We start from the raw sequence: 24,249 nt of genomic DNA, 5'->3' as shown, positions 1-24,249 counted from the left end.
TGCTGAAGAAGAGGCTAGTGGTGAAGATCTGAGCTCAATACCCGAGATTAGACAGCTGCTTGGGGTGGAAAGCGGACCATGCGAATGCCCCAACTTGACGTACCTATCGCGCGCCGAGGGCCGCAAGGCTAAGGTCCGGTTGCGCTATTAGATAGCGGAGCCCTTTGGTTCCGACGTCGCCTCGCTCAACGGTATTGAAGCCGTGCCGGCCGAGATCCGCTGCAACTTTGTCCAAATCGACGTAACCATGCCGGTGGAGCCGAAAGGTGCTCTTCTGGCGCGGCGGCTTCGCAAAATCGACAATAAGCACACGACCGCCCGGCTTCAGGACGCGGAAGGCTTCTCTGCCGAATTCCTCGCGGCCTTTCTTTGGAAGATGGTGGAACATCAGCGTGCTGAGGACGACATCGAATTCCCCATCCTTGAAAGGCAGTTCCTGAGCGGTGGCGGTCGAGAACCCGACTTGTAACCCTGCTCGCCGGGCCTTTGCCGCTGCGCGCGCAACCATTTCGGCGGAGGCGTCGACGCCGTCCACACGCCCCTCCGGCCCCACCTTCTGTCTGGCGAGGAGCGCGGTGGTGCCGGTGCCGCACCCGACATCCAGGACCACTTCTCCCGGTTTCAGCTTGGCAAAGCTTAGTATCCTTTCGCGAAAAGTACGTTCGCGGCCGAAAGTCAGAAGCCACGCGAGCGTGTCGTATAGGGCGGCGGAATGAAGCGTGATGCCGACATGCGGCGCCTTCTCGTCTGCGGCGGCCGGTCTGCGGGCCTTGGCGGACAGCCGCCCGTGAGCGCTTTGCCAAATCAATAGGCTTGCGATCACGACGAGTACACCAGCATGAAGCAGAAGGACGGGAATTCCCAAGGAAAAGCCCGCATTTGCCTGTCCCAACGAGAAAAATGCCGCAAGCACCACGGCCACTTTGACGAGCGCGACTAGCGCATGCCCGCCAACTATTGTTCCAAAAAGGCGTTGGTGCATTGCTTTATCTCCTGCCAGCCGGCCCCGCGCTGGGCCTTTCGCAACAGCATATGATACTGGACAGTGTGTCCAGTATCGGTTTTACTGGCCAGATCGCACCTGCCCGCCCAATACTGGACGGTTTGGTGTCCTATGACCGGAAAAAGGATGTTGCCGATGCCAGCCGGATCGATCGACCGTCGGGTCGCCAGGACCCGCAGCCGACTGCAGCAGGCGCTTTTCAGACTGACCGCCGAGAAGGGGTATACGGCGATCACGGTCGAGGACATCTGCAGGGACGCCGATGTCGGCCGCTCGACTTTCTACACGCACTATCCCGACAAGGACTGCTTGAGGAAAGCAACGATCGACGAGCATATGAAGGGCTTGCAGGCACGCGGTGACGAACGCCATTCGCAGAGAAATGCCAAGGGTTTTTCCTTCAGCGGTCCGGTGTTCGAGCATGCTCATGCCACGCGGGAGATGCACCGTGCGCTGATGGGCGGGAAAAAGCGCGAAATGCCAGAAGAGATCCGCGGCTGGATAAGCAAGCAGGTTCGCCACGAATTGGCGAATATCCAAGGTGATGACGGCGGAGCCAGACTTGAGATCGCCACACGCTTCATCGTTGGCGCGTTCTTTGAAGTGATGCACTGGTGGCTTGAGAGGGATACGAAGCTGTCCCCCGCGGAGATCGACCAGACATTCCTGCAACTTGCCTTCAACGGGATAAATGCGGTGTTCGCTGAACCGACGAGGATCGAATAGAGGCCAAAAGGGGCTTCGTTTGATCGCCCACAGAAGGGCGCAAGCGATATTCCGTCTTGGCTAGCAAGCTTCAGGTTTTCACCACGAGTTCGACCGGGCTAGTCTGGCACGAATCCTGCAGCGTGACCGTTGAACGCAATGGATCTGTGCCGATGTTGAACAGAAGAACGCTGCTTGCGCAGACCGCCGGCTTTGCGGTCATGGGGCTTTCGCTCGGCAAAGCAGCGGCGAAAAACCTGCCCGGCATCGAGAAAGCCGCGATGCGCGGGGCGATTAACGCGACCGAGCTCGGCGTCCGGCCCGGCGCGCTTGACGACCAGAGCAAGGCTTTCGCCAAGCTGCTGCGCGATGCGCACGACCGCGACATGCCGGTGTTCCTGCCACCGGGGACCTATATAGTTTCCAACCTGTCGCTGCCCGGCCGCGTGCGCCTTTCCGGCGTGCCGGGCGCATCGCGGATCGTCTATGGCGGCAATGGCCATCTCATCATGTCGGAACAGGCCGAGCATGTCGAACTCAGCGGGCTGGTGTTCGACGGCAGCAACCGCTGGATAGGCGACTACACGCAAGGCCTGCTCGATCTGCGCCGCATCGCCCATCTGGTCGTCGACAATTGCCAGCTTACCGGCAGCGGCAAGAACGGCCTGGCGCTCGAGCACGCCTCGGGCCGCATCGAGCGCTCGGAGATTTCCGGCGCAGCCGACGCCGGCATCTATTCGGTCGAGGCCGATGGCCTGGAAATATCAGGCAATAGCGTCTCCGACTGCGCCAATGGCGGCATTCTCGTGCACCGCTGGCAGGCGGCGGAAGACGGCACCATCGTCAGCGGCAACCGGATCGAGCGCATCCAGGCGCGCAGCGGCGGAACCGGCCAGAACGGCAACGGCATCAATGCGTTCCGCGCCGGCAATGTCGTCATCTCCGGTAATATTGTCTCGGATTGCGCGTTCTCGGCGATCCGCGCCAACAGTTCCAGCAATTTGCAGATCACCGGCAACACCTGCTCGCGTTCGGGCGAGACGGCCGTGTATTCCGAATTCTCGTTCGAAGGCGCCGTCATCGGCAACAACATCGTCGATGGCGCCGCCAATGGTATTTCGATCGTCAATTTCAACGAAGGCGGCCGCATGGGCGTGTGCTCCGGCAACATTGTCCGCAATCTGTCGACCAGCGGCCCCTACCCTGCCGATGCGCCCGGCTTCGGCGTCGGCATCAGCGTCGAGGCGGACACCACCGTTTCCGGCAATGTCGTCGAGAATGCGCCGCTCTACGGCATGCAGATCGGCTGGGGACCGTTCATGCGCAACGTGGTCGCCACGGGAAATATCATCCGCAAGGCCGGAACCGGCATCGTCGTCACCGTGGTCGAAGGTGCCGGAACGGCAATCATTTCCGACAATGTCATCGACGGGGTCCAGAACGGCGCGATCGTCGGCCAGCGCTGGGCCGAGCCGGTGACCGGCGACCTCGCCGCGTCAGGCAATGCCGGCTATGCGCATTTGACCGTCGAGCGCAATCACGTCAGTTGAGGGCGGCGGTGGGCCGGAGCGCGCCGACTTTGGCGCCGATCCGGCTTTCGATAGGCGGATTTGCCTGTTCGATCAGCTTTCCCGCCAGCGGCTGGTCTGCGTGCAAAAGCTTTGACAGCACGACCGCGAGCATGACTTCAGTTGCGCGGCCGGCGCCGTCGTCGCATTTCAGCGCGATGCCAAGGCCAAGCTCTGGAAGGGCGGCACAATGGACGCCCTCGGCGCCCCCCTTGGCAAAGATCCGGCCGGGCGCGGCCTCCATCATCGCGACGTCGGACCTGCCAGTGCCGGCGACGAAAAACGGCTCAGCCATGCAGGCGGAAAGCAGCCGCTTCGCCGCCCGGGCGCGCACCGGCTCGAAGCTGGCGCCTGTCGCCATGCGGGCAAAGCCAAGCGCAAAGCTGCGCAGCGGCACGGCATAGGTCGGAATCGAGCAGCCGTCAGTGCCACGGTGATCGGCGTCATGGGCAGCACCGGTCACCGCCTGCATCGCTTCGCGCACCATCTCCTGCGAAGCATGGCCAGCCTTGACGTAACCGCGATGGGCGATGCCGCTGTGAACGCAGGTGCATAGGAAGCCTGAGTGCTTGCCGGAACAATTGTTGTGCAGCGCGTTCGGCACGCTGCCGGCGCGGGCAAGCGCCAGCGTCGCCCCATGGCTCGACGGCCAATGCGCGCCGCATTCGAGTGCCGTCTCGTCCAGGCCGGCCTTCGCCAGCATAGCCCTCGCGAGCTCGACATGTGGCGGCTCGCCGGAATGCGAGGCGCAGGCCAGTGCCAGCTCCCGGTCACCGAAGCCGTAGGCATCGGCAGCGCCGCTCTCGACCAGCGGCAACGCCTGGATCGCCTTGACCGCCGAACGCGGGAACACCGGTTGTGCCGTGTCGCCGATCTCCCAAACAGGCTTGCCGTCGGCGTCGAAGACGGCAACAGCGCCGCGATGCGCGCTCTCGACGATAGCGCCGCGCAAAACTTCGACCAGAACCGGATTTGTCATGAATTCCCCGCTAGCGCATGATCTCGAAACTCGGAATCAATTTTCGAAAAGGATCATGCGCAAAATCAAAGCGATATAGCGCCCTTTTGCGCGCGCGAAGCGGCGCGCGCGCTGTAATGCGGGGCCGCTTTTATCTGATCCGGTCGAGAATGGAAACGTAGTTGGCGACCGCCGCGCCGCCCATGTTGAAGATGCCGCCGAGCTTTGCTCCCGGCACCTGGATGCCGCCCGCCTCGCCGACGAGTTGCATGGCGGTAAGCACATGCATCGATACGCCGGTGGCACCGATCGGGTGGCCCTTGGCCTTCAGCCCGCCGGACGGATTGACCGGCAGCCTTCCGTCTTTCGCCGTATCGCCATCCAAGGCCAGCTTGGCGCCCTCGCCCGGCTTGGCCAGGCCCATCGCCTCATACTCGATCAGCTCGGCGATGGTGAAACAGTCATGCGTCTCGACGAAGGACAGGTCGCCGAGCGTCACGCCGGCCTGCTTCAGCGCCTGATTCCAGGCCTGCTCGCAACCTTCGAACGCGAGGATGTCGCGCTTCGACATCGGCAGGAAATCCTGCACATGCTCATTGGCGCGGAAGGCGACGGCGCGGCGCATCTTCAGCGCCGTCGCCGTGTCGGCGAGGACAAGGGCGGCGGCGCCGTCCGAAACCAGCGAGCAGTCTGTGCGCTTCAGCGGACCGGCGACGAAGGGGTTTTTTTCGCTTTCCTGCCGGCAGAACTCGTAGCCGAAATCCTTGCGCATCTGCGCGTAGGGATTGTCGACGCCGTTCTTATGGTTCTTGGCGGCGATCATCGCCAGCGCATCCGACTGGTCGCCGTAGCGCTGGAAATAGGCTTGAGCGATCTTGCCGAAGACGCCAGCGAAGCCTGCCGGCGTGTCACCATCCTCCGGCAGATACGAGGCCTTGAGCAGGTTCTTGCCGATCTCAGGACCGGGCGTCGTCGTCATCTGCTCGGCGCCGACCACCAGCACGATACGGGCGGCATTTGCGTCGATGGCGCGGATGCCTTGCCTGACCGCCGCCGAGCCGGTGGCGCAGGCGTTCTCGACGCGGGTCGCCGGCTTGAAGCGCAGCCGGTCGTCTGCCTGGAGGACCAGGCTCGCGGTGAAATCCTGGGCGGAAAACCCGGCGTTGAAGTGGCCGAGCACGATCTCGTCGACGTCATCTGGACCGATGCCGGCATGATCGAGCGCCTCGACCGCCACCTTGGTGATCAGGCCCTCCAGCGTCTCGCCTTCGAGCTTGCCGAAGCGCGAATGCGCCCAACCGACGATGCATGCTGTCATGGCGATCCCCATCCTGCAGGCCCGGCTGCGCGATGTCGCGGCCGCTCGGCATTATTCAAGGATGAACCGTTCCGCCGGTTTCGTGAAGGGGCCAGAACCGCACAATCGCTTGATCTTGATATCTGGTCATAACGCCTGGCATTTGCCAGCAAATCAGGCTGAATTTTTGTTGATTGATGCGTCAATAAAAAATAAACTTACCCAACAGGCCGGAGCAAGAATGCCGAAACTCGGAATGGAGCCGTTGCGCCGCAAGGCGCTCATCGACGCAACGATCTCGGCGATCGGCGAGCGCGGTTCGCTTGATGTCACGATGTCGGAAATCGCCGGGCGCGCCGGCGTGTCCTCGGCGCTTGCCCACCATTATTTCGGCGCCAAGGACGAATTGCTGTTGGCGACGATGCGGCACATCCTGAGCGGGCTCACCGCCGATACGCGGCGCGCGCTTCGCACGGCCGGCACGGCGCGCCAGCGCGTCTCGGCAGTGGTCGCGGTCAATTTCTCCGACGTCCAGTTCCAGCCGGAAACGATCGCCGCCTGGCTCGCCTTCTATGTCGAGGCGCAGAAATCGGCAGCACTTCGCCGGCTGCTCAAGGTCTATGCACGGCGGCTGCATTCCAATCTGCTCAGCGGGCTGACCGGCATCCTGCCGAGAAGCGAGGCCGACCGGGTTGCCGAAGCGACGGCGGCGCTGATCGACGGGCTCTATATCAGGCGCGCGCTGAAGGACGGCGTGCCCGATGCCGCGACCGCGATCGCACTGGTTGAGGACTATCTCGAAATGAAGCTTAGCGGACGGCAGAAGCAGTGACATCCAAGCGACCCAACATCCTGATCGTTATGGTCGATCAGCTCAACGGAACGCTGTTTCCAGACGGGCCGGCAGACTTCCTGCACGCGCCGCATCTGAAGGCGCTCGCCGCGCGTTCGGCGCGTTTTTGCAACAACTACACGGCCTCGCCGCTCTGCGCGCCGGGCCGCGCCGCATTCATGAGCGGCCAATTGCCGTCACGCACCGGGGTCTATGACAACGCCGCCGAATTCACCTCGTCGATCCCGACCTTTGCCCATCATCTGCGCGCCGCCGGCTATCACACCTGCCTCTCCGGCAAGATGCATTTCGTCGGGCCGGACCAGTTGCACGGCTTCGAGGAACGGCTGACTACCGACATCTATCCGGCCGATTTCGGCTGGACGCCGGACTATCGCAAGCCCGGCGAGCGGATCGACTGGTGGTATCACAATCTGGGCTCAGTGAGCGGTGCCGGAACTGCCGAAATCACCAACCAGCTGGAATATGACGACGAGGTCGCCTTCCATGCGGTGCAGAAGCTCTACGATCTTGCCCGCGTCTCCGACGACGTCGCACATCGGCCCTGGTGCTTGACGGTTTCCTTCACCCATCCGCACGATCCCTACGTCGCACGGCGGCGCTACTGGGACCTCTACGAGGATTGCCCGGCGCTCGAGCCCGAGATCGGCTTCATTCCCTACGACAGGCAGGACCCGCATTCGCAGCGGCTCTACCGCGCCAGCGACTATGATAGTTTTGACATCACCGCGGAGCAGATCCGCCGCGCGCGGCGCGGCTATTTCGCCAATATCTCCTATCTCGACGACAAGCTCGGCGAGTTGCTGTCGGTGCTCGAGCGCACGCACATGCTCGACGACACGGTCATCCTGTTCTGCTCGGACCACGGCGACATGCTCGGCGAGCGCGGCCTGTGGTTCAAGATGTGCTTCTTCGAAGGTTCGGCGCGGGTGCCGCTGATGATCGCCGGCAAGAGCATACACACCGGGCTGATCGACACGCCGGTCTCCAACCTCGACGTGACGCCGACGCTTTGCGATCTCGCCGGCATCGACATCAGCGCGATTGCGCCGTGGACCGACGGCCAGTCGCTACTGCCGCTGCTGAACGGAAGGAAACGCTCCGCGCCGGTGCTGATGGAATATGCAGCCGAAGGCTCGAACGCGCCGATGGTGGCGATGCGCGAGGGCCGCTACAAATTCATCCATTGCGAGATCGATCCGACGCAACTGTTTGATCTTGAATCGGATCCGCTGGAATTGACCAACCTCGCCGCCGATCCGGCCAATGCGGCTTTGGTGGCGGCTTTCACCGGCAAGGTGCGGGAGCGCTGGGACATGGCGGCGTTCGATGCCGCGGTGCGTGCCAGCCAGGCACGCCGCTGGGTGGTCTACCCGGCGCTGCGCAACGGCACCCACTACCCTTGGGAATTCCAGCCGCTGCAGAAAGCATCGGATCGCTACATGCGCAATCACATGAACCTCGACCTGCTCGAAGAGCAGAAGCGCTTTCCGCGAGGCAAATGATGGCAGACAGTCTCGTCCCCTCGCTCGACCATCTCAGGCAGGCCTATGCCGCCACCTCCAAGGCGACGCAGATCACGCCGCTGCTGGAATCGGCGGCACTCGCCCGCGAGACCGGCGCCGCCCGCGTCTTCGTCAAGGCCGAGTCGCTGCAATGGGCCGGATCGTTCAAGGTGCGCGGCGCCTATTGGCGGCTGAAGCGGCTATCGCCCGATGAAGCCAAAAAGGGCGTCGTCGCCTATTCCTCCGGCAATTTTGCGCAAGGGCTAGCGGCGGCTGGCCAAGCGCTTGGCATTCCCGTCACCATCGTCATGCCGATCGACGCGCCGGCCGCCAAGCGCGACGCCACATCGGGCTACGGCGCGCGCGTCGTGCTGACCGACCATGGCGAGCGCGCGCGTGAGGAGGTTGCCGCTGCCAAGGCTCGCGAGATCGCCGCGAGCAACGGCCTGGCGCTGCTGCACCCGTTCGACGATCCGGAGATCGTCGCCGGCCAGGCCGGAGCCGGACTGGAGGCACTCGACCAGCTCGCCGCCAGGCAAGCGGAGGCCGATCTCTTGTTATGCTCGGTCGGCGGTGGCGGGCTGATCGGTGGCGTTTCGCTGGCCTTCCACTATCTGTCGCCCGCCACCGAGATCATTGGCGTCGAGCCCGAAGGTTTTGACGGCATGGGCTCGTCGCTGGCGCATGGCGCCATCGAAACCATGCCGATCGGGCCGAAATCGATCTGCGACGGGCTGATGTCGCGGCGGCCTGGCGACGCGCCGTTCGCAGCGGTGAAGACCGCCGGCGTTCGCGGCGTCACCGTCGACGATGCTTCGGTGCGGCGCGCTATGCGGATCGCCTTCGAGCGGCTGAAGCTGGTGCTCGAGCCTTCGGGCGCTGCTTCACTCGCGGCGTTGCTCGGCGGCAAGGTCGACGTGACCGGCAAGACCGTTCTCGTAGTGGCAACCGGCGGCAACGTCTCGCTGGCCGATTTCATTGCGCATATGAACCATGGGCGCGCATGAACCATGCTTGAAGCGGATTTCGTCATCATCGGCTCCGGCTCGGCCGGCTCGGCCATGGCCTACCGGCTGTCGGAGGACGGCAAGCATTCGGTGATCGTCATCGAATATGGCGGCAGCGATATCGGGCCGCTGATCCAGATGCCGTCGGCGCTGTCGATCCCGCTCAACATGAGCCTCTACGACTGGGGCTTTGCCAGCGAGCCGGAGCCGCATCTCGGCGGCCGCGTGCTGGCAACGCCTCGCGGCAAGGTCATCGGCGGCTCATCCTCGATCAACGGCATGGTCTATGTGCGCGGGCATGCCCGCGACTTCGACCATTGGGCCGAACAGGGCGCGGCCGGCTGGGGCTTCGCAGACGTGCTCCCGTACTTCAAGCGAATGGAGGACAGCAATGGCGGCGAGAATGGCTGGCGCGGCCATGGCGGCCCGCTGACTGTGCAGCGCGGCTCGCGGACCAATCCACTCTACGGCGCCTTTGTCAAGGCAGGCCGTCAGGCCGGTTTCGAGCTAACCGATGATTACAATGGCGCGAAGCAGGAAGGTTTTGGGCCGATGGAGCAGACCATTCGTGGCGGTCGCCGCTGGTCGGCGGCGAGCGCCTATCTCAGGCCGGCACTCAGGCGGAAAAATGTCAGCTTGGTCAAGGGGTTCGCCCGACGGGTAATCATCGAGAATCAACGCGCCACCGGAGTCGAGATCGAAGCGCGCAAGCGGATTCAGGTGATCAGAGCGCGGCGTGAGGTGATCGTTGCCGCGTCCTCGATCAACTCGCCCAAGATCCTGATGCTGTCCGGCATCGGCCCCGGCCAGCACCTCAAAGAGAACGGCATTCCGGTGATTGTCGACCGGCCCGGCGTCGGCCGCAATCTGCAGGACCACATGGAACTCTACATCCAGCAGGAATCGACAAAGCCGATCACGCTGAACTCCATCTTGAACCCGTTCTCGAAGGCATTGATCGGCGCGCAGTGGCTGTTCTTCAAGTCCGGCCTCGGCGCCACCAATCATTTCGAGGCGGCCGCCTTTGTGCGCTCGCGCGCCGGCGTCGATTATCCCGATATCCAGTATCACTTCATACCGGCAGCAGTCCGCTATGACGGCAAGGCGGCGGCGAAGGCGCATGGCTTCCAGGCGCATGTCGGGCCGATGCGGTCGAAGTCGCGCGGTTCGGTCACGCTGCGCTCGCCCGATCCCAAATCGACGCCGGTGATCCGCTTCAACTACATGTCGCATCCGGACGACTGGACGGAGTTCCGCCACTGCATCCGGCTGACCCGTGAGATCTTCGGGCAAGCGGCCTTCGATCCTTACCGCGGCAAGGAACTGTCGCCGGGTTCGCACGTACAATCGGACGACGAGCTCGACGCCTTCATCCGCGACCACGCCGAAAGCGCCTATCACCCTTGCGGCACCTGCAAGATGGGCCGTGCCGACGATGCGATGAGCGTCGTCGATCCGGAATGCCGCGTCATCGGCGTCGAAGGGCTGCGGGTCGCCGATTCCTCGATCTTCCCGCGCGTCACCAATGGCAATCTCAACGCGCCGTCGATCATGACTGGCGAGAAGGCCGCCGACCACGTTCTCGGGCGCTCGCCGCTGGCGCCGTCCAACCAGGAACCATGGATCAATCCGCGCTGGCAGGCGTCGGACAGATAGGCCATGATCCGGCGGACGCACATTCCGCCTGCCGCGAAAGACGATTGGAGAACAGTCATGCGCGCCCAGCCAACGGCATCGCATTATGTCAATGGCCGCTATATCGACGACGAGCGCGGCGCGCCGCTGCCGGTCATCTATCCGGCGACCGGCGAGACCATTGCCATGCTGCGCTCGGCGACGCCGAACGTGCTTGAACTCGCGATCGAAGCCGCGCGTGCGGCACAGCCGGCCTGGGCACGGCTGAAGCCGGTCGAGCGCGGCCGCATACTGCGCCGTGCCGCCGACATTTTGCGCGCCCGCAATGCCGATTTGGCGCGTATCGAGACGCTCGACACCGGCAAGCCGATCCAGGAGACGCTGGTTGCGGACGCCCCTTCGGCGGCGGATTGCCTCGAATATTTCGGCGGCGCGGTCGCCGCCTTTAATGGCGAGGCCGTCGATCTCGGCGGTCCCTTTGCCTATACCAGGCGCGAGGCGCTCGGCGTCTGCGTCGGCATCGGCGCGTGGAACTACCCGATCCAGATCGCCGGCTGGAAATCCGCACCCGCCCTCGCCATGGGCAATGCGATGGTGTTCAAACCGTCGGAAAACACGCCGCTTTCAGCGCTGGCGCTCGCCGAAATCTACACCGAGGCCGGGCTGCCCGACGGGCTGTTCAATGTCGTGCAAGGTTTTGGCGATGTCGGCGCCGGCCTTGTCGGCCATGAGGTCGTCGCCAAAGTCTCGGTGACCGGCTCAGTGCCGACCGGCCGCAAGGTGCTGTCGCTCGCCGGCTCGAAGATGAAGCACGCGACGATGGAGCTCGGCGGCAAGTCGCCGCTGATCGTCTTCGAAGACGCCAACCTCGAAAACGCCATCGGCGGCGCGATGCTCGGCAATTTCTATTCGACCGGTCAGATCTGCTCCAACGGCACACGGGTCTTCGTGCAGCGCAGCATCCATGACCGTTTCGTCGAAAGGCTGACCGAGCGGACCAAGAAAATCCGCATCGGCGACCCGCTCGACCAGGACACGCAGATGGGGCCGCTGGTCTCGAAGGCGCAGCACGACAAGGTCGTCTCATACATCGAGGCCGGCAAGCAGGATGGTGCGGTGCTCGCCTGCGGCGGCAATGTGCCTTCGCTGCAGGGTTTTCAGGGCGGCTTCTTCGTCGAGCCGACGGTGTTCACCGGTGTCACCGACACGATGCGCATCGCCCGCGAGGAGATTTTCGGGCCTGTCATGAGCGTGCTGAAGTTCGACAGCGAGGACGAGGTGATCGAGCGCGCCAACGACACCGAATTCGGCCTCGCTGCAGGCGTGTTCACGCGCGACCTGGCGCGCGCCCACCGTGTCATCGCCGAATTGCAGGCCGGCACCTGCTGGATCAACGCCTACAATCTGACGCCGGTCGAAATCCCGTTCGGCGGCTTCAAGCAGTCCGGCATCGGCCGCGAGAATTCGCTCGCGGCATTGGCACTCTATTCGCAGCTAAAGTCGGTCTACGTCGAGACCGGTGATGTCGCCAGCCCGTACTGATCCTTGCGGGCCGTACCGTCCAGATACTGCGTCAGCGCACAGACCAGATGGTAGAAGATGCTGGCCGGCACCTCGCTTGCCAGCGAGCGGCCACGCTCGTCGATGCGGTCGATCCACAGGCCGAGCGGTGCCGGATTGATGTGCCAGCGGAACAGCCGGCCGACACGCGCCTCGATTTCCGGCTTCAGGTCGGGACCGCCCGAGCCGTCCAGCGCGATCGCTGCCTTGATTGCTTCGGCCTGCGGCCAACTGCGCGAGACGCGGTCGAGCGGCAGCCCTTGCCGCGAGACGGCGCCGTAGGCGAGGCCTGTGGCGCGGTTCAGGCCATTGGCAATCGCCGACGCGTAGAGTTTCCTGGCGAGGCCGGTCAAGCCGCTTTGGCCGCTGCGGCCCGCGAAGTCGACCAGCAGCGAGGCCCATTCGAAATGATGGCCCGGTTCGGTCCACGTGCCTTTCTCGCCAGGGGCTGGCCGCCATTCATTGTCGAAATACTCACCCAGCGTCCAGCTTTCCGGGTCGAAGAAATGGCTGCGGAACAGATCGACGATGCGCGCGGCGCGGCGAAGATAGGCGCGCTCGCCGGTCGCCTGATGCCAGGCCAAAAACGCCTCGAGCAGATGCATGTGCGGGTTGGAGCGGCGTTCGCCCTCGCCGCTCGAGGTCTCGCGGAAGCCGGTCAGGCGTTCGTCCTCGAGATGCGCGTCGATGAACGCAAAGGTCTCCTCGCCAAGCCGCAATGCATCCGGATTGCCGCACATATGGGCATGCGCCAGCGCCAGAAGCACGCAGGAATGGTCATAGGCATCCTCGGCGGCATCGGCGACGGTGCCGTCGACGTTGAGCGTGCGCACCCAGCCGCCATTATCGGTGCGGCCGTTCCTGGCCATGAATTCGAGGCCGTGGCTAATCAGCCGATCGGCCGGGCCGTTCCAGCCGCGCGCCTTGGCGACGGCGAAGGCATAGATCTGCCTGGCCTGCGTGCGCATGCGCTTGGGTTTCATCAGCGGGGTGGCGTCGAAACCGAGCGCCTCATGGAACCCGCCATGGCGCTCATCGACGCCGATCGTCGACCACAGCGGCACCGTCTCCTCGAACAGCCAATGGTGCACGCGGCGTTGCCAGGCGCCGCTTTCGATGACGCGATCGTCGGCGGGCGTGAACCTGGTCTCCAGGCGGCCGCTCTTTTCGAGCTGCTCGACGATCTTCTTGACGTTCTGGCTGTGGCTGACCGGCGCGACGAAAGTGGCGTCGGCGGTCGAGACGATGGCGACGTCCTTCAGGCCAATGGCCGACAGCAGGCGGCCGTCGCTGCGGATATAGGAGTTCTCGCAATCGATGGCGACGACGTCGCCGACAATGACGTTGCCCTGCTTGTCGGACGGCCCGACATCGAGCAGCGATTGCCAGGAACCGAGATCGTTCCAGCGAAAGCCGGCCGGCACCATGGCGATGCCGCTGGCGCGCTCCATGATCGCATAGTCGATCGATGTCGAAGGGATGGCGGCATAGAGCTCCAGAGGCATGTAGAGGCCGGAAAGATCCGATGTCGCAGCCTGGTAGGCAGCCTCTGTGGCGCTCCAGATGTCTGGCTGGAAAGCCATGAACGCGTCGCGCATGGCACTGGCGCGAAACAGGAAGATGCCGGTGTTCCAGTAGAAATTGCCGGCCTCAAGATAGCTCTGCGCGGTGGCGAGATCGGGTTTTTCGACGAAACGCGAGACATCGCAGATGCCATCGCGCTCGCCGGCCACCTCGATGTAGCCATACCCGGTCTCCGGTTGGGTGGGCTTGATGCCGAACACCACCAGCCTGCCTTCGCGCGCCGCCGCCGTGCCGGCCTCGACGCTCCGCCAGAATTGCTGCGCGGTCGCGATCTCATGGTCGGACGGCACCACCAGCACCAGGCTGTCGCCGAATTCGGACAAAGTGCGCAGGCTTGCCAAAGCGACGGCCGCGGCAGTGTTGCGTCCGGTCGGCTCGAACAGCGGGCCGCCGCCGGAAAGCTCGTGGCCGGCAATGTCGGCATGAACGCGGTCGGCGTGCCTTTCCGAGGCAATCAGGAAAACCGGCGTTTCGCCTTCCGGCCGCGCAGTCAGCCGGCGTAGCGTCTTGGCCAGCATCGAGCCGTCGCCGGAGAAATCATGGAACTGCTTGGGATTGTCCTCGCGCGACAGCGGCCACAGCCGCGAGCCGATGCCGCCGCTCATCACAAAACTGACGATCCGTTCGGTCATGAAAATAAGTCCCGCTCAAAAGGTCTGATTGTAGGCGCCGACTTCCGGGCTGCGGCGCAGCACCGCGTCGACGGCTTCGAACATCTGGCGACGCCGCTCGGACGATACCGGGCTTTCGACCACCACCACAAGCTCCGGCTTGTTCGATGATGCCCGCACCAGCCCCCAAGTACCATCCTCCGCCACGACCCTGACGCCGTTGACGGTGATCAGCTCGGCGATCTTCTGGCCGGCGAAGACTGCGCCCTCGTCCTTCATCTTGCGAACATCGCCTACGACCCGCTCGACGACGCCGTATTTGAGCTCGTCGGCGCAGTGTGGCGACATGGTCGGCGTGCCGAACGTCAGCGGCAGATCGCGGTAGAGGTCGGCCATGCTGCTTTGCGGGCTGCGATCCAGCATCTGGCATATAGCAATGGCCGTGACCAGGCCATCGTCATAACCGCGGCCAATCGGCGGATTGAAGAAGAAGTGGCCCGATTTCTCAAAACCGGCGACAGCGCCGAGTTCGGCGACGCGCCGTTTGATGTAGGAATGACCGGTTTTCCAATAGTCGGTGACCGCGCCATTTTCCCGCAACACCTTGTCGGTCATGAACAATCCGGTCGACTTGACGTCGACGACGAAAGTCGAGCCGGGATAGAGGTGTGAGATGTCGCGCGCAAGCATGACGCCGACCTTGTCGGCGAAGATCTCGTTGCCTTCATTGTCGACCACGCCGCAGCGGTCGCCGTCGCCGTCGAAGCCGAGCCCAACATCGGCGCCAGTTTCCAGCACCTTGTCGCGAATGGCGTGCAGCATCTTCATGTCTTCGGGGTTGGGATTGTAATTCGGAAACGTATGATCGAGCGCGACGTCGAGCGGAATCACCTCGCAGCCGATCCTTTTCAGTGCCTCGGGAGCGAAAGCCCCGGCGGTGCCGTTGCCGCAGGCGGCCACCACCTTGAGCTTCCTCGAGATACGCTTTCCCGCTGTCAGATCGTCGAGGTAGGTTTTGCGGAAATCCGCAACGAAGTCATAGGAGCCGCCACCGACAAGGTCGAAATCGCCTGAGAGCACGATCGCCTTCAGCGCGCTCATCTCCTCCGTACCAAAAGTCAGCGGGCGCGCCGCGCCCATCTTGACGCCGGTCCAGCCATTCTCGTTATGCGAGGCGGTGACCATGGCGACGGACGGCGTGTCGAGCGCGAATTGGGCGAAATAGGCCATCGGCGACAAGGCCAGCCCGACATCCTTGACCCGCGCGCCGGCGGCCATCAGCCCGGAAACCAGCGCCAGCTTGATGGCAAGCGAATAAGAGCGGAAATCGTGACCGGTGACGATGTCGGGTCCGGCACCCAGACGGCGGATCAGCGTGCCGAGCCCCATGCCGAGCGCCTGGACGCCGATCAGATTGAGCTCCGGCGGCTCGTTCGAACCGGGATGGCCAAACCACCAGCGCGCATCATATTCGCGAAACCCGGATGGCTTGATCAACGCCGAGGTTTCGAACTCAAAAGTGTTTGGTTTGACATCGCTAACGATCTTCATCGACAAGGCTGCAACTCCAGGCGGCTGAATCAGATGCTTCGAGGCAAGTGGACGGTTACCTAGAAGCCCCTTTAAGCCGTGTTTGTGCGACAGGAAACTGAAACCTGTATGACGTAGCGGCTAAAGCGAAAGAAATGCGACGGAAGCGCTGCCATTGGCGCTTGCAGTAACCAAATGCGGCGGCTATAAGCCCGCGGTCTGGTCACGGAGTGTAGCGCAGCCTGGTAGCGCACATCGTTCGGGACGATGGGGTCGCAGGTTCAAATCCTGCCACTCCGACCAGAAAAAACAGCGGCTTAGCTGTTCTTGTTCCCGAAACAACCACCTTCCGCCGCAGTTCTGACCAATCGCGCTATGCGCTCAGGCGAAATCGCGTCACATCGATGGCCGCGGCCATCAGTGTCTGCATATAGGTTGCCTGCGGATTGCTGAAGATCGCCTCGGACGGCCCCTCCTCGACGATCTTGCCCTGCTTCATGACGATGATGTAGTCGGCCATGGCGCGCACGACCGCGAGATCGTGGCTGATGAACAGATAGGACAGTTCGTGGTCGGCCTGCAGCTTGCGCAGCAATTCGACGATCTGCTTCTGCACGGAGCGGTCCAGCGCCGAGGTCGGCTCGTCCAGCACCACCACTTTCGGCTTCAGTATCATGGCGCGCGCAATGGCGATGCGCTGCCGCTGACCACCGGAGAATTCGTGCGGATAGCGGTTGCGCGTGTTCGGGTCGAGCCCGACTTCGAGCAAGGCATCGACGGCGCGGAGATCGCGCTGCCTGCCCGACAGATTGGGCTCGTGGACCAGGAGCCCTTCGGTGATGATCTGGCCGACGGTCATGCGCGGCGACAGCGAGCCGAACGGGTCCTGGAAGACCAGCTGCAATTCGCGCCGCAGCGGCCGCATCGCCTGGCGGTCGGCGTGGGAGATGTCGCGGTCGCCAAGCCGGATGATGCCGTCGCTGGGCAGGAGCCGCAGCAAGGCGCGGCCGAGCGTCGACTTTCCCGAACCGGATTCGCCGACGATGCCGATGGTCTGGTTGCGCTTCAGCCGGATCGAAATGCTATCGACAGCGCGCAATATCAGCGGTTCTCCACCAAGAAAGCCGCCGCCGATCTTGAAGGTCACTTCGACGTTCCTGCCTTCGAGCAGGACGGGGGCATTCGGAGGCGGCGGGGCCTTGGTGCCGGTCGGCTCGGCGGCAAGCAACATCTTGGTGTAGGCGTGCTGCGGGTTGACGAAGATTGCTTCCGCCTCGCCCTCCTCGACGACCTCGCCATAGCGCATCACATAGACCCGGTCGGCAAAGCGCCTGACGATTCCGAGATCGTGGGTGATGAAGACGATCGCCATGCCGAGCTTGCGCTGCAGTTCGGCGAGCAGCATGAGGATCTGCGCCTGGATGGTCACGTCGAGCGCCGTCGTCGGCTCGTCGGCGATCAATATGTCGGGGTCATTGGCCAGCGCCATGGCAATCATGACGCGCTGGCGCTGACCGCCCGACATCTCGTGCGGATAGGATTTCATCCGCCGCTCCGGATCTGGAATATGGACCAGCCGCAGCAGCTTGAGCGCCTCTTCGCGCGCCTCGGCGGCGCCAAGCCCGCGATGCTTGCGGATCGGTTCGATCAACTGGCTACCGATCGAATAGAGCGGGTCGAGCGAAGTCATCGGCTCCTGGAAGATCATGCTGATCTTGCGGCCGCGGATCTTGTTGAGCTCGGGCTTGCTCAGGGTCAAAAGATTGCGGCCGCGGTAGTCGACGCTCCCGGTGGCTTCGCCGTTCGAGGCCAGCAGGCTCATCGCCGCCATCATCGTCTGGCTCTTGCCGGAGCCGGATTCGCCGACGACGGCTACCGTCTCGCCTGATTTAACATGGATATTGATGCCCTTCACCGCCTCCACCACGCCGTCGAGCGTGCGGAAGCGGACGCGAAGATCCTTGACGCTGAGAATGGTTTCGGAAGCAGCCATCTCAACGATCCCTCGGGTCGAGCGCGTCGCGCAGCCCATCGCCGACGAAATTCAGCGCGAACAATGTCGAGACGAGAAAGAAGGCCGGGAACAAAAGCAGCCAGTTGGCCGAGCCGATATTCTGGGCGCCGACCGAAATCAGCACGCCCCAGCTGGTCATCGGCTCCTGGACGCCGAGCCCGAGGAACGACAAAAAACTCTCCAGGATGATGACCTGCGGCACCAGCAGCGTCATGTAGATCACCACCGGCCCGAGCAAATTGGGGATCACATGGCGCAGCAGAATGCCGCGCTGCCCGACGCCCATCGCCTCCGCCGCCTGGACATATTCCTGCCGGCGGATCGATAGCGCCTGTCCGCGCACGATGCGCGCCATGTCGAGCCACAGCACGGCGCCGACGGCCAGGAACATCAGCACGAAGTTCCTGCCGAAGAACACCACCAGCATGATGACGAAGAAGATGAACGGCAAAGAATAAAGCACGTCGACGATACGCATCATCACCTCGTCGACCCTGCCGCCGGCAAAGCCGGCGGTGGCGCCATAGAGCACGCCGATCACCACCGCCACAATGCCGGCAAGCAGGCCGATGGCCAGCGATATGCGCCCGGCCATCAGCGTTCGCGACAGGAGATCGCGGCCGGTATTGTCGGTGCCGAACAGGAAATATTGCTGCTTGATCGATGCACTCATCACCATTTCGAGACCGTCCGGCGATTTGCTCTCGATCTTTGTGTCATCGAAGGTATCGGAACGATCAAGGTAGCGAATGTTGCGGTCGTCGATCGGCTTGGACGATCTGACGGTAACGAACACACGGCTGCCCTCCTGCCGCCACTCCTTGATGTCGACGCGCATACGCCTGATCGCCTCGTCGAGAGCGCCTTCGATCATGTCGGCCTTTGGATAGGCGGAGAAGCTCGGCGGCGTGCGGACATAGTCGCCATAGATGGTGGTGTATTGGTGCGGCACGAAAGAGGGTCCAAACACGCTGATGACGGCGATGAAGGCAAGATAATAGAGGCTGAACATGGCCGCGCGGTTGGCCTTGAGGCGCGCCCACGCATCCCCCCACAGGGATCGGCCGACGACCGGTGCTGCAACTGCGATATCAGTCATAGCGCACCCTCGGATCAACGACACCATAGAGGACGTCGACGATCAGGTTGAAGACAATGGTGAAGAGCGCGATGACCACCACCGTCCCCATCACCAGTGTGTAGTCGCGATTGAGTGCGGCAACGACAAAATGGCGGCCGATGCCCGGGATAGAGAAGATGGTCTCGACGATGATCGAGCCGGTGAGAAGGGCTGCGGCCGCCGGACCGGTGAAGGAGACGATCGGCAGGATGGCGCCGCGCAGCGCATGCTTGACGACGACCGACCAGTTCGACAACCCAAGCGCGCGGGCGGTGCGGATGTGATGCGAGTGCAGCGATTCGATCATCGAGCCGCGCATCAATCGAGCGACGATGGCGATCTGCGGCAGAGCGAGCGTCAGCACCGGGCCGACCTTATTGATGACGGCTCCATCGCCCCAGCCGCCGATCGGCAGCAGCTTCCAGGTCAATCCGAATACAAGCTGGATCACCGGAGCGATGACGAAGGTCGGAATGGTGCTGCCGGCGGTCGCCAACGCGATCACCGAATAGTCGGCAAGCTTGTTCTGGTTGAGCGCGGCAACAGTGCCGAGCACGCTGCCGAGAAGCAGCGCCAGAACGAGCGCCGAAGCGCCGAGTTGGATCGAGATAGGCAGGCCTTCCCTGAACAACTCGCCGACGGTGAAATCCGGCATGTTGTAGCTGGGGCCGAAATTGCCGCGCAGAAGATTGCCTAAATAATGGAGGTACTGCAGCCAGAGCGGGTCGTTGAGCCCGAACTGGGCTTCGAGATTGGCCCTGATCTCGGGGCTCAGGCCCCGCTCCTGGTTGAACGGGCCGCCCGGCGCGACGCGTATCAGGAAGAACGCTATGGTCACGATGACGAACAGCGTCGGGATGGCGGTCAGCAGCCGCCGAAATACGTAACGCAGCATCGGTGCCCCGCTTGATCCAGAGCAGCGCGCGTCCAACTGGACGATTGCGCTCTAGCCTTCAAATCTTCGCACCGACATTGTCGAAAATCGAATCCGGTTCCCGGGCCGATGCGATGGCAAACCAGCGCCGCCGCGCATCGAGTTGCGCGGCGGCCTGGCTAAGGGATCAGTCCTTGCTGATGAAGCGGGACGGATGGATGTCCATCACATTGTCGTCGAAGCCGTGCAGCTTCGAGGAAACGATGTCGTGGTAGCTGTAGTAGAGAAGCGGGATGTTACCGACATCGTCGACGAGGATGCGCTCGGCCTTGGCGAGTTCCTTCATGCGCTCTTCGGGCTTGCCGCCGGCGGCGGCGGCCTTGTCCATGGCCTCTTCGTATTTCGGGCTGACGTAGCTCGAATAGTTGTTGCCGCTGGCCTTGCGGGTGATGCCAAGGAAGGTTTCCGGATCCTTGTAGTCGGCGATCCACGCGGCACGCGCCACATCATAGTCGCCCTTCTGCTCAAGGAAGGAGTAGTGGGTCTTGGTATCGGTGTTGAGCAGCGTGACCTCGACGCCAAGCGGCTTCAGCTGTTCCTGGATGGCGACAGCGGTGTTCTTGTGGTTTTCCGAGGTGTTGTAGCGGATCTGCATCTTCAACGGATGCTCGGGCGTATAGCCGAGCTTCTCCAGGATTTTCTTGGCTTCATCCTCGCGGTCGATCTGCGGCATGTCAGCGTATTTGGCCAGTGCCGGCGTGTAGCCCTCGATGCCCGGAGGCACCATCGAATAGCCGGGCAGCATCGAATTCTGCCAGACTTTTTCGGCGAGAAAGTCGCGATCGATCGCCATCGAGATGGCGTTGCGCAGTTCGACATTGTCCCACGGCGCCTTGTCGGTCTTGATCGCATAATAGTAGGTGCCGAGATATGGCCCGACACGGACCTGGTCGCCGAATTTGGACTTGAGATCGGCGAGCTGTTCCGTCGGCAGGTCACCGTAACTGTCGAATTCGCCGGCCTCGAAGCGCTTCATCGCAGACGAGCGATCCTCGGTCGGGATGTAGTTGACCACGTCTAACTTGACGCTGGCGGCGTCCCAGAATTTCGGATTCTTCACCAGCTTGAGATGGTCGTTGGGAATCCACTCCGCCGCTGTAAAGGCCCCGTTGGAGACCAGCTTGCCTGCCTTGATCCAGTCGGCGCCAAGCTTTTCGATGGACGCCTTGTTAACCGGAAAGGTCGCCTGATGGGTCAGCATCTCCAGGAAGTAAGGCGTTGGCGCCTTGAGGGTGACTTCGAGGGTATTTGCGTCAATCGCCTTGACGCCCATATCCTCCGGCTTGCCCTTCTTGGTGTTGACTTCCTCGGCACCCTTCACCGGATAGAGCATGGAAGCGTATTCGGCAGCGGTGGCCGGATCTTCCAGCCGACGGAACGAATAAACGAAGTCGTCCGCCGTCACCGGGCTGCCATCCGACCAGAGGCCGTCCTTGCGCAGCTTGAAGGTGTAGACAGTGCCGTCGTCGGACACCGTCCAGCTTTCGGCTGCGCCCGGAATGAGGTTCGTCTTCTGGTCATGCATGACGAGGCCCTGGAACAGGTCGCGTATGATATCGGCTTCGTAGACCGTCGAGGTCTTGTGCGGATCGAGCGTCTCCGCTTCGGCGGCGGCTCCGCGGTTGTAGACGGTTTCGGCGAAAGCCGGCGTGTAGAACGTACCGGCGGCCAAGACCATGGTCGTGGCGAGTACCGTCGCCTTCAGCACACGTTTCAGCATGGAGTTCTCCCTAATGACGTCGCCCTTCGGCTACGTCTCTAAGTGTTGACGCCCCGAAACCGATTGGCTGGTTCCTTTCGAGCGCGCAGCCGGTTCCCTTTCCGGCAGCTGGTGGCCAAACAGTAACGTGGAGATTTTTTATTTCAACAGACTCTCGGGGTCACCCAAAGTAAGGGGGCCGGGGCAGCCGCTTTGCGAACCGCCAATCAATGATCGAAACCATGAGTTTGGCTGGGTTTCCTGGCCAGAACGCCGATAATCTGGCTGATCATTTCAGTTTACCGGAATGTATTAATTGGTTCTTAGGCAACCAAGGGTTACAAATCCCGATGGGTTCGGCACATCGACCTTTATGGTCCAACGGGCAAGGGCAATGAACAAGATAGACAGTAATACTGTCACATTAAAGCGTAAAATATTGCGCCCAATAAGGGCAAATCTACGCAAAATTGGAGAAGAATCCGGAACTTCCGCGGTCGAATTCGCCCTGCTTTCCCCGATCTTTATCCTGCTCGTACTCGGAATGGTTGCATATGGTATCTATTTTGGTGCAAGCAACTCGTTGCAGCAAATCGCCGCCGATGCCGCCCGTACTGCAATTGCCGGATTGAACCAAACCGAGCGCCAGGCGCTAGTGGCAGGTTTCGTCAAAAACAACGCCAGTGGATACCCGTTCGTCGATTCCGGCAAGCTGACCTATCAGGCGACGGACAGTACGGCCGACGGAAATCAGTTCGTCGTGTCGATTCAGTATGATGCCAGCAACCTGCCGATCTGGAACTTGTTGCCCAGCCTTGCGATGCCCCAAACCACGATCTCACGCAGGTCGACCATCAGGATTGGAGGCATTTGAAATGTCGCAGTTCTTGCTGAGCAGCATCGGCCGGATCGGGCGCGCGATGCTAGGCGACGAGAAGGCGAACTTTGCCGTCATGACGGCGCTGATAGCACCGTTCGCGCTGGGGCTGGCGGCCTTCGCTGTCGACGAAGGTTCGATCTACACGGAGCGCAGGGAAGCCCAGGCGATGACCGATCTGGCGGCGATCACCGCGGCGTCGAACATCAACAATATGGAAGCCGCGGCGGTAACCACGCTCAGTGACAACCGAATGCCCGGCATCATTGTTCAAAAGCCGGGTGAGACAATCGTTCCCACGGTTGGGAAAACCGTCGTGTCCGTCACCGGCGGCCGATACTCAGCGGCGTCCTCGGTCGGGGTCGACAAGCGCTTCGAAGCCGGTAAAATGCCTTACAACGCCGTTCGCGTCACTCTACACAAAATCCCCGCCCGGTATTTCGCCAGTTCGCTCATCCCTACTCCGGTTGTCGGCACCGAAGCCATTGCCAGCATGACGCCGCAAGCGATGTTCTCGGTCGGATCCAGGCTTCTCAGCGTCAACGGCGGCATCCTCAACGCGCTTCTCAGTAAGCTGCTGGGCGGAAACATCTCGCTCAGCGTCATGGACTACAACGCGCTGATTTCGGCCGACGTCAACGTGCTTTCGTTCGTCGATGCCCTTGCGGTGCAGTTGCAACTGACCGGCGTCAGCTATTCCGAAGTGCTGGCCTCGAAAGCGACGGTAGGCCAGATCGCGACCGCCATGGCCAATGCTTCGGGGACGGGCAGCGCCAGCAAACTTGTCCTACAGACAATCGCGTCGAGGGCTACCAACACGGCCAAGATACCGCTCAATCATCTTGTCGACCTTGGTTCGATCGGCAAGCTCGGCCTCGGACAAAAGTCTCCAGGCTTTTCCGTCGACGCAAGCGCGATGGGCATGCTGGGTGCCGCCGCCTCGCTGGCCAATGGCTCAAACCAGGTCCAGGTCGATCTCGGCGCCACTATTCCGGGACTTACCTCCACCACGCTCGCCGTCGCCATCGGTGAACCGATGCAATATTCACCCTGGCTGGCCGTCGGGGAAAAAGGCACCGTGGTGCGCACTGCGCAGACACGAATCAAGCTGGTCACCACAGTCGGCATCGGCAATTCCAATCTCGGCGGCGGCATCAGTCTGCTGTCCGTCAACCTGCCTCTGCATGTCGAAGTCGCCTATGCGGAAGCCAAACTAACCGACATCAGCTGCCCGACGGGCCGGCCGGATAGCATCAAGGTCTCGATCGCCGCGCAGCCTGGCGTGGCCTCGCTGCACCTTGCCGCCAGCGACGCCGACAACAACCCATCGGCCTTCGCCGATTTCAGCAATCCGCAATCGTTCTCCGATGCCACGATTGCACAGGTAAGCGTGAAGCTCCTGCTGCTCACCCTCAATCTGCTCGATGTGAAGGGTTCTTCAGCACTTGCGATCACCAACAACGATCCGACCACATTGACGTTCGACAGCACCGATATCGCCAACAAGACGATAAAGACGGTTTCGACGAAGAACCTGACGCAATCGCTCACCACGTCACTGGTCAGCGGGCTGTCGCTCTCGGTCAATGCGCTGGGCCTCGGGCTGGACGTGACGGCTCTGCTCGGAACGGTGAAGCCGGCGGTGGTAACGGTTCTGAACGGCGTGACGGCGCCTGTCGACGCACTGGTTTATAACGTTCTTGCAGCGCTTGGCGTGCATGTCGGCGAGGCCGATGTCCGGGTTGTCGGCGCGACTTGCGGGCGCTCCGTACTCGTTCAATGAGATCAA

18 protein-coding genes and 1 tRNA gene are annotated in these 24,249 nt (G+C 62.5%); 10 read left to right on the top strand and 9 right to left on the bottom strand.

The features are described 5' to 3' along the window. Window positions 1-103: 103 nt before the first annotated feature. Window positions 104-982: a class I SAM-dependent methyltransferase gene (locus tag NKH37_RS08605; protein WP_353005138.1), complete on the bottom strand. Its 879-nt coding sequence runs from the start codon at window positions 980-982 to the stop codon at window positions 104-106. 156 nt (window positions 983-1,138) lie between these two features. Here NKH37_RS08605 and NKH37_RS08600 point away from each other — a divergent pair, with 156 nt between their 5' ends. Beyond that, window positions 1,139-1,729 carry a TetR/AcrR family transcriptional regulator gene (locus NKH37_RS08600; protein ID WP_353005136.1) on the top strand — a complete coding sequence of 197 codons (591 nt, stop codon included), beginning with the start codon at window positions 1,139-1,141 and terminating at the stop codon, window positions 1,727-1,729. Between the two features lie 152 nt (window positions 1,730-1,881). After that, complete coding sequence (locus tag NKH37_RS08595; RefSeq protein WP_353005134.1) at window positions 1,882-3,258, top strand: TIGR03808 family TAT-translocated repetitive protein; 1,377 nt, start codon at window positions 1,882-1,884, stop codon at window positions 3,256-3,258. Here the strand turns inward: NKH37_RS08595 and NKH37_RS08590 are convergent. Together NKH37_RS08590 and NKH37_RS08585 are read right to left on the bottom strand one after the other, a co-directional pair. Beyond that, entirely contained in the window at window positions 3,251-4,255 is a 1,005-nt protein-coding gene (locus tag NKH37_RS08590) for an asparaginase (RefSeq protein WP_352814759.1), read from the bottom strand. The two genes, NKH37_RS08595 and NKH37_RS08590, sit on opposite strands and share 8 nt — an antisense overlap. A gap of 130 nt (window positions 4,256-4,385) precedes the next feature. Continuing rightward, window positions 4,386-5,552, bottom strand: coding sequence for an acetyl-CoA acetyltransferase (locus tag NKH37_RS08585; protein ID WP_352483649.1), 1,167 nt, complete (start codon window positions 5,550-5,552; stop codon window positions 4,386-4,388). A gap of 220 nt (window positions 5,553-5,772) precedes the next feature. Between NKH37_RS08585 and betI the strand changes: the two genes are divergently transcribed. From betI to betB, 5 genes are read left to right on the top strand one after another with little or no spacing between them, the layout of a single operon-like run. Beyond that, the gene (gene betI, locus NKH37_RS08580; protein WP_023718431.1) at window positions 5,773-6,363 is read left to right on the top strand and encodes a choline-binding transcriptional repressor BetI; all 591 of its coding nucleotides are present in this window, start codon (window positions 5,773-5,775) and stop codon (window positions 6,361-6,363) included. Then, the gene (betC, locus tag NKH37_RS08575) at window positions 6,360-7,889 is read left to right on the top strand and encodes a choline-sulfatase (protein WP_353005132.1); all 1,530 of its coding nucleotides are present in this window, start codon (window positions 6,360-6,362) and stop codon (window positions 7,887-7,889) included. Before betI ends, betC begins: the two co-directional genes overlap by 4 nt. Then, entirely contained in the window at window positions 7,889-8,896 is a 1,008-nt protein-coding gene (locus tag NKH37_RS08570; protein WP_502895882.1) for a threonine/serine dehydratase family protein, read from the top strand. The genes betC and NKH37_RS08570 overlap by 1 nt, the downstream gene beginning before the upstream one ends. Before the next feature lie 3 nt (window positions 8,897-8,899). Next, window positions 8,900-10,552: a choline dehydrogenase gene (gene betA, locus NKH37_RS08565; RefSeq protein WP_353040931.1), complete on the top strand. Its 1,653-nt coding sequence runs from the start codon at window positions 8,900-8,902 to the stop codon at window positions 10,550-10,552. A gap of 57 nt (window positions 10,553-10,609) precedes the next feature. Next, the gene (gene betB, locus NKH37_RS08560) at window positions 10,610-12,073 is read left to right on the top strand and encodes a betaine-aldehyde dehydrogenase (RefSeq protein WP_023718435.1); all 1,464 of its coding nucleotides are present in this window, start codon (window positions 10,610-10,612) and stop codon (window positions 12,071-12,073) included. On the opposite strand, the gene NKH37_RS08555 is transcribed toward betB, so the two are convergent. Together NKH37_RS08555 and NKH37_RS08550 are read right to left on the bottom strand one after the other, a co-directional pair. Further along, window positions 12,037-14,307: an AGE family epimerase/isomerase gene (locus NKH37_RS08555; protein ID WP_023718436.1), complete on the bottom strand. Its 2,271-nt coding sequence runs from the start codon at window positions 14,305-14,307 to the stop codon at window positions 12,037-12,039. The genes betB and NKH37_RS08555 overlap by 37 nt on opposite strands. Before the next feature lie 15 nt (window positions 14,308-14,322). Beyond that, on the bottom strand, window positions 14,323-15,837 hold the full coding sequence (locus NKH37_RS08550; RefSeq protein WP_502895881.1) for a phosphomannomutase/phosphoglucomutase: 1,515 nt from the start codon (window positions 15,835-15,837) through the stop codon (window positions 14,323-14,325). 205 nt (window positions 15,838-16,042) lie between these two features. On the opposite strand from NKH37_RS08550, the gene NKH37_RS08545 reads away from it, so the two are divergent. Beyond that, window positions 16,043-16,119, top strand: a tRNA-Pro gene (locus NKH37_RS08545). Between the two features lie 70 nt (window positions 16,120-16,189). On the opposite strand, the gene NKH37_RS08540 is transcribed toward NKH37_RS08545, so the two are convergent. From NKH37_RS08540 to NKH37_RS08525, 4 genes are all read right to left on the bottom strand, one after another. Then, a complete protein-coding gene (locus tag NKH37_RS08540) occupies window positions 16,190-17,809 on the bottom strand; it encodes an ABC transporter ATP-binding protein (RefSeq protein ID WP_353040929.1) in 1,620 nt (539 codons plus the stop codon). Between the two features lies 1 nt (window position 17,810). Then, window positions 17,811-18,929, bottom strand: coding sequence for an ABC transporter permease (locus tag NKH37_RS08535; RefSeq protein WP_023718439.1), 1,119 nt, complete (start codon window positions 18,927-18,929; stop codon window positions 17,811-17,813). Next, entirely contained in the window at window positions 18,922-19,845 is a 924-nt protein-coding gene (locus NKH37_RS08530) for an ABC transporter permease subunit (RefSeq protein ID WP_023718440.1), read from the bottom strand. The genes NKH37_RS08535 and NKH37_RS08530 overlap by 8 nt, the downstream gene beginning before the upstream one ends. A gap of 166 nt (window positions 19,846-20,011) precedes the next feature. Continuing rightward, window positions 20,012-21,604, bottom strand: coding sequence for a peptide ABC transporter substrate-binding protein (locus NKH37_RS08525; RefSeq protein WP_352789025.1), 1,593 nt, complete (start codon window positions 21,602-21,604; stop codon window positions 20,012-20,014). A gap of 373 nt (window positions 21,605-21,977) precedes the next feature. Here NKH37_RS08525 and NKH37_RS08520 point away from each other — a divergent pair, with 373 nt between their 5' ends. Both NKH37_RS08520 and NKH37_RS08515 read left to right on the top strand, forming a co-directional pair. Then, window positions 21,978-22,457 carry a TadE family protein gene (locus NKH37_RS08520; RefSeq protein WP_084642568.1) on the top strand — a complete coding sequence of 160 codons (480 nt, stop codon included), beginning with the start codon at window positions 21,978-21,980 and terminating at the stop codon, window positions 22,455-22,457. Window position 22,458: 1 nt separating this feature from the next. Further along, complete coding sequence (locus NKH37_RS08515) at window positions 22,459-24,243, top strand: pilus assembly protein TadG-related protein (RefSeq protein ID WP_352937495.1); 1,785 nt, start codon at window positions 22,459-22,461, stop codon at window positions 24,241-24,243. Window positions 24,244-24,249: the final 6 nt, after the last annotated feature.

Origin of the sequence: Mesorhizobium sp. M1217 (genome assembly GCF_040318275.1) — a bacterium.
GTDB lineage: Bacteria > Pseudomonadota > Alphaproteobacteria > Rhizobiales > Rhizobiaceae > Mesorhizobium.
Note: the sequence above shows the minus strand (reverse complement) of the source record. Positions and strands in the feature narration are given on the sequence as shown.

Excerpts from the sequence above, each read along its gene's own strand:
- NKH37_RS08585 (WP_352483649.1), bottom strand. The coding sequence starts at position 5,552 with ATGACAGCATGCATCGTCGGTTGGGCGCATTCGCGCTTCGGCAAGCTC.
- NKH37_RS08520 (WP_084642568.1), top strand. The coding sequence starts at position 21,978 with ATGAACAAGATAGACAGTAATACTGTCACATTAAAGCGTAAAATATTG.
- NKH37_RS08570 (WP_502895882.1), top strand. The coding sequence starts at position 7,889 with ATGGCAGACAGTCTCGTCCCCTCGCTCGACCATCTCAGGCAGGCCTAT.
- NKH37_RS08535 (WP_023718439.1), bottom strand. The coding sequence starts at position 18,929 with ATGACTGATATCGCAGTTGCAGCACCGGTCGTCGGCCGATCCCTGTGG.
- NKH37_RS08540 (WP_353040929.1), bottom strand. The coding sequence starts at position 17,809 with ATGGCTGCTTCCGAAACCATTCTCAGCGTCAAGGATCTTCGCGTCCGC.
- NKH37_RS08515 (WP_352937495.1), top strand. The coding sequence starts at position 22,459 with ATGTCGCAGTTCTTGCTGAGCAGCATCGGCCGGATCGGGCGCGCGATG.
- NKH37_RS08525 (WP_352789025.1), bottom strand. The coding sequence starts at position 21,604 with ATGCTGAAACGTGTGCTGAAGGCGACGGTACTCGCCACGACCATGGTC.
- NKH37_RS08550 (WP_502895881.1), bottom strand. The coding sequence starts at position 15,837 with ATGAAGATCGTTAGCGATGTCAAACCAAACACTTTTGAGTTCGAAACC.
- betA (WP_353040931.1), top strand. The coding sequence starts at position 8,900 with ATGCTTGAAGCGGATTTCGTCATCATCGGCTCCGGCTCGGCCGGCTCG.
- NKH37_RS08595 (WP_353005134.1), top strand. The coding sequence starts at position 1,882 with ATGTTGAACAGAAGAACGCTGCTTGCGCAGACCGCCGGCTTTGCGGTC.
- NKH37_RS08555 (WP_023718436.1), bottom strand. The coding sequence starts at position 14,307 with ATGACCGAACGGATCGTCAGTTTTGTGATGAGCGGCGGCATCGGCTCG.
- NKH37_RS08605 (WP_353005138.1), bottom strand. The coding sequence starts at position 982 with ATGCACCAACGCCTTTTTGGAACAATAGTTGGCGGGCATGCGCTAGTC.
- NKH37_RS08590 (WP_352814759.1), bottom strand. The coding sequence starts at position 4,255 with ATGACAAATCCGGTTCTGGTCGAAGTTTTGCGCGGCGCTATCGTCGAG.
- NKH37_RS08530 (WP_023718440.1), bottom strand. The coding sequence starts at position 19,845 with ATGCTGCGTTACGTATTTCGGCGGCTGCTGACCGCCATCCCGACGCTG.
- betI (WP_023718431.1), top strand. The coding sequence starts at position 5,773 with ATGCCGAAACTCGGAATGGAGCCGTTGCGCCGCAAGGCGCTCATCGAC.
- betB (WP_023718435.1), top strand. The coding sequence starts at position 10,610 with ATGCGCGCCCAGCCAACGGCATCGCATTATGTCAATGGCCGCTATATC.
- NKH37_RS08600 (WP_353005136.1), top strand. The coding sequence starts at position 1,139 with ATGCCAGCCGGATCGATCGACCGTCGGGTCGCCAGGACCCGCAGCCGA.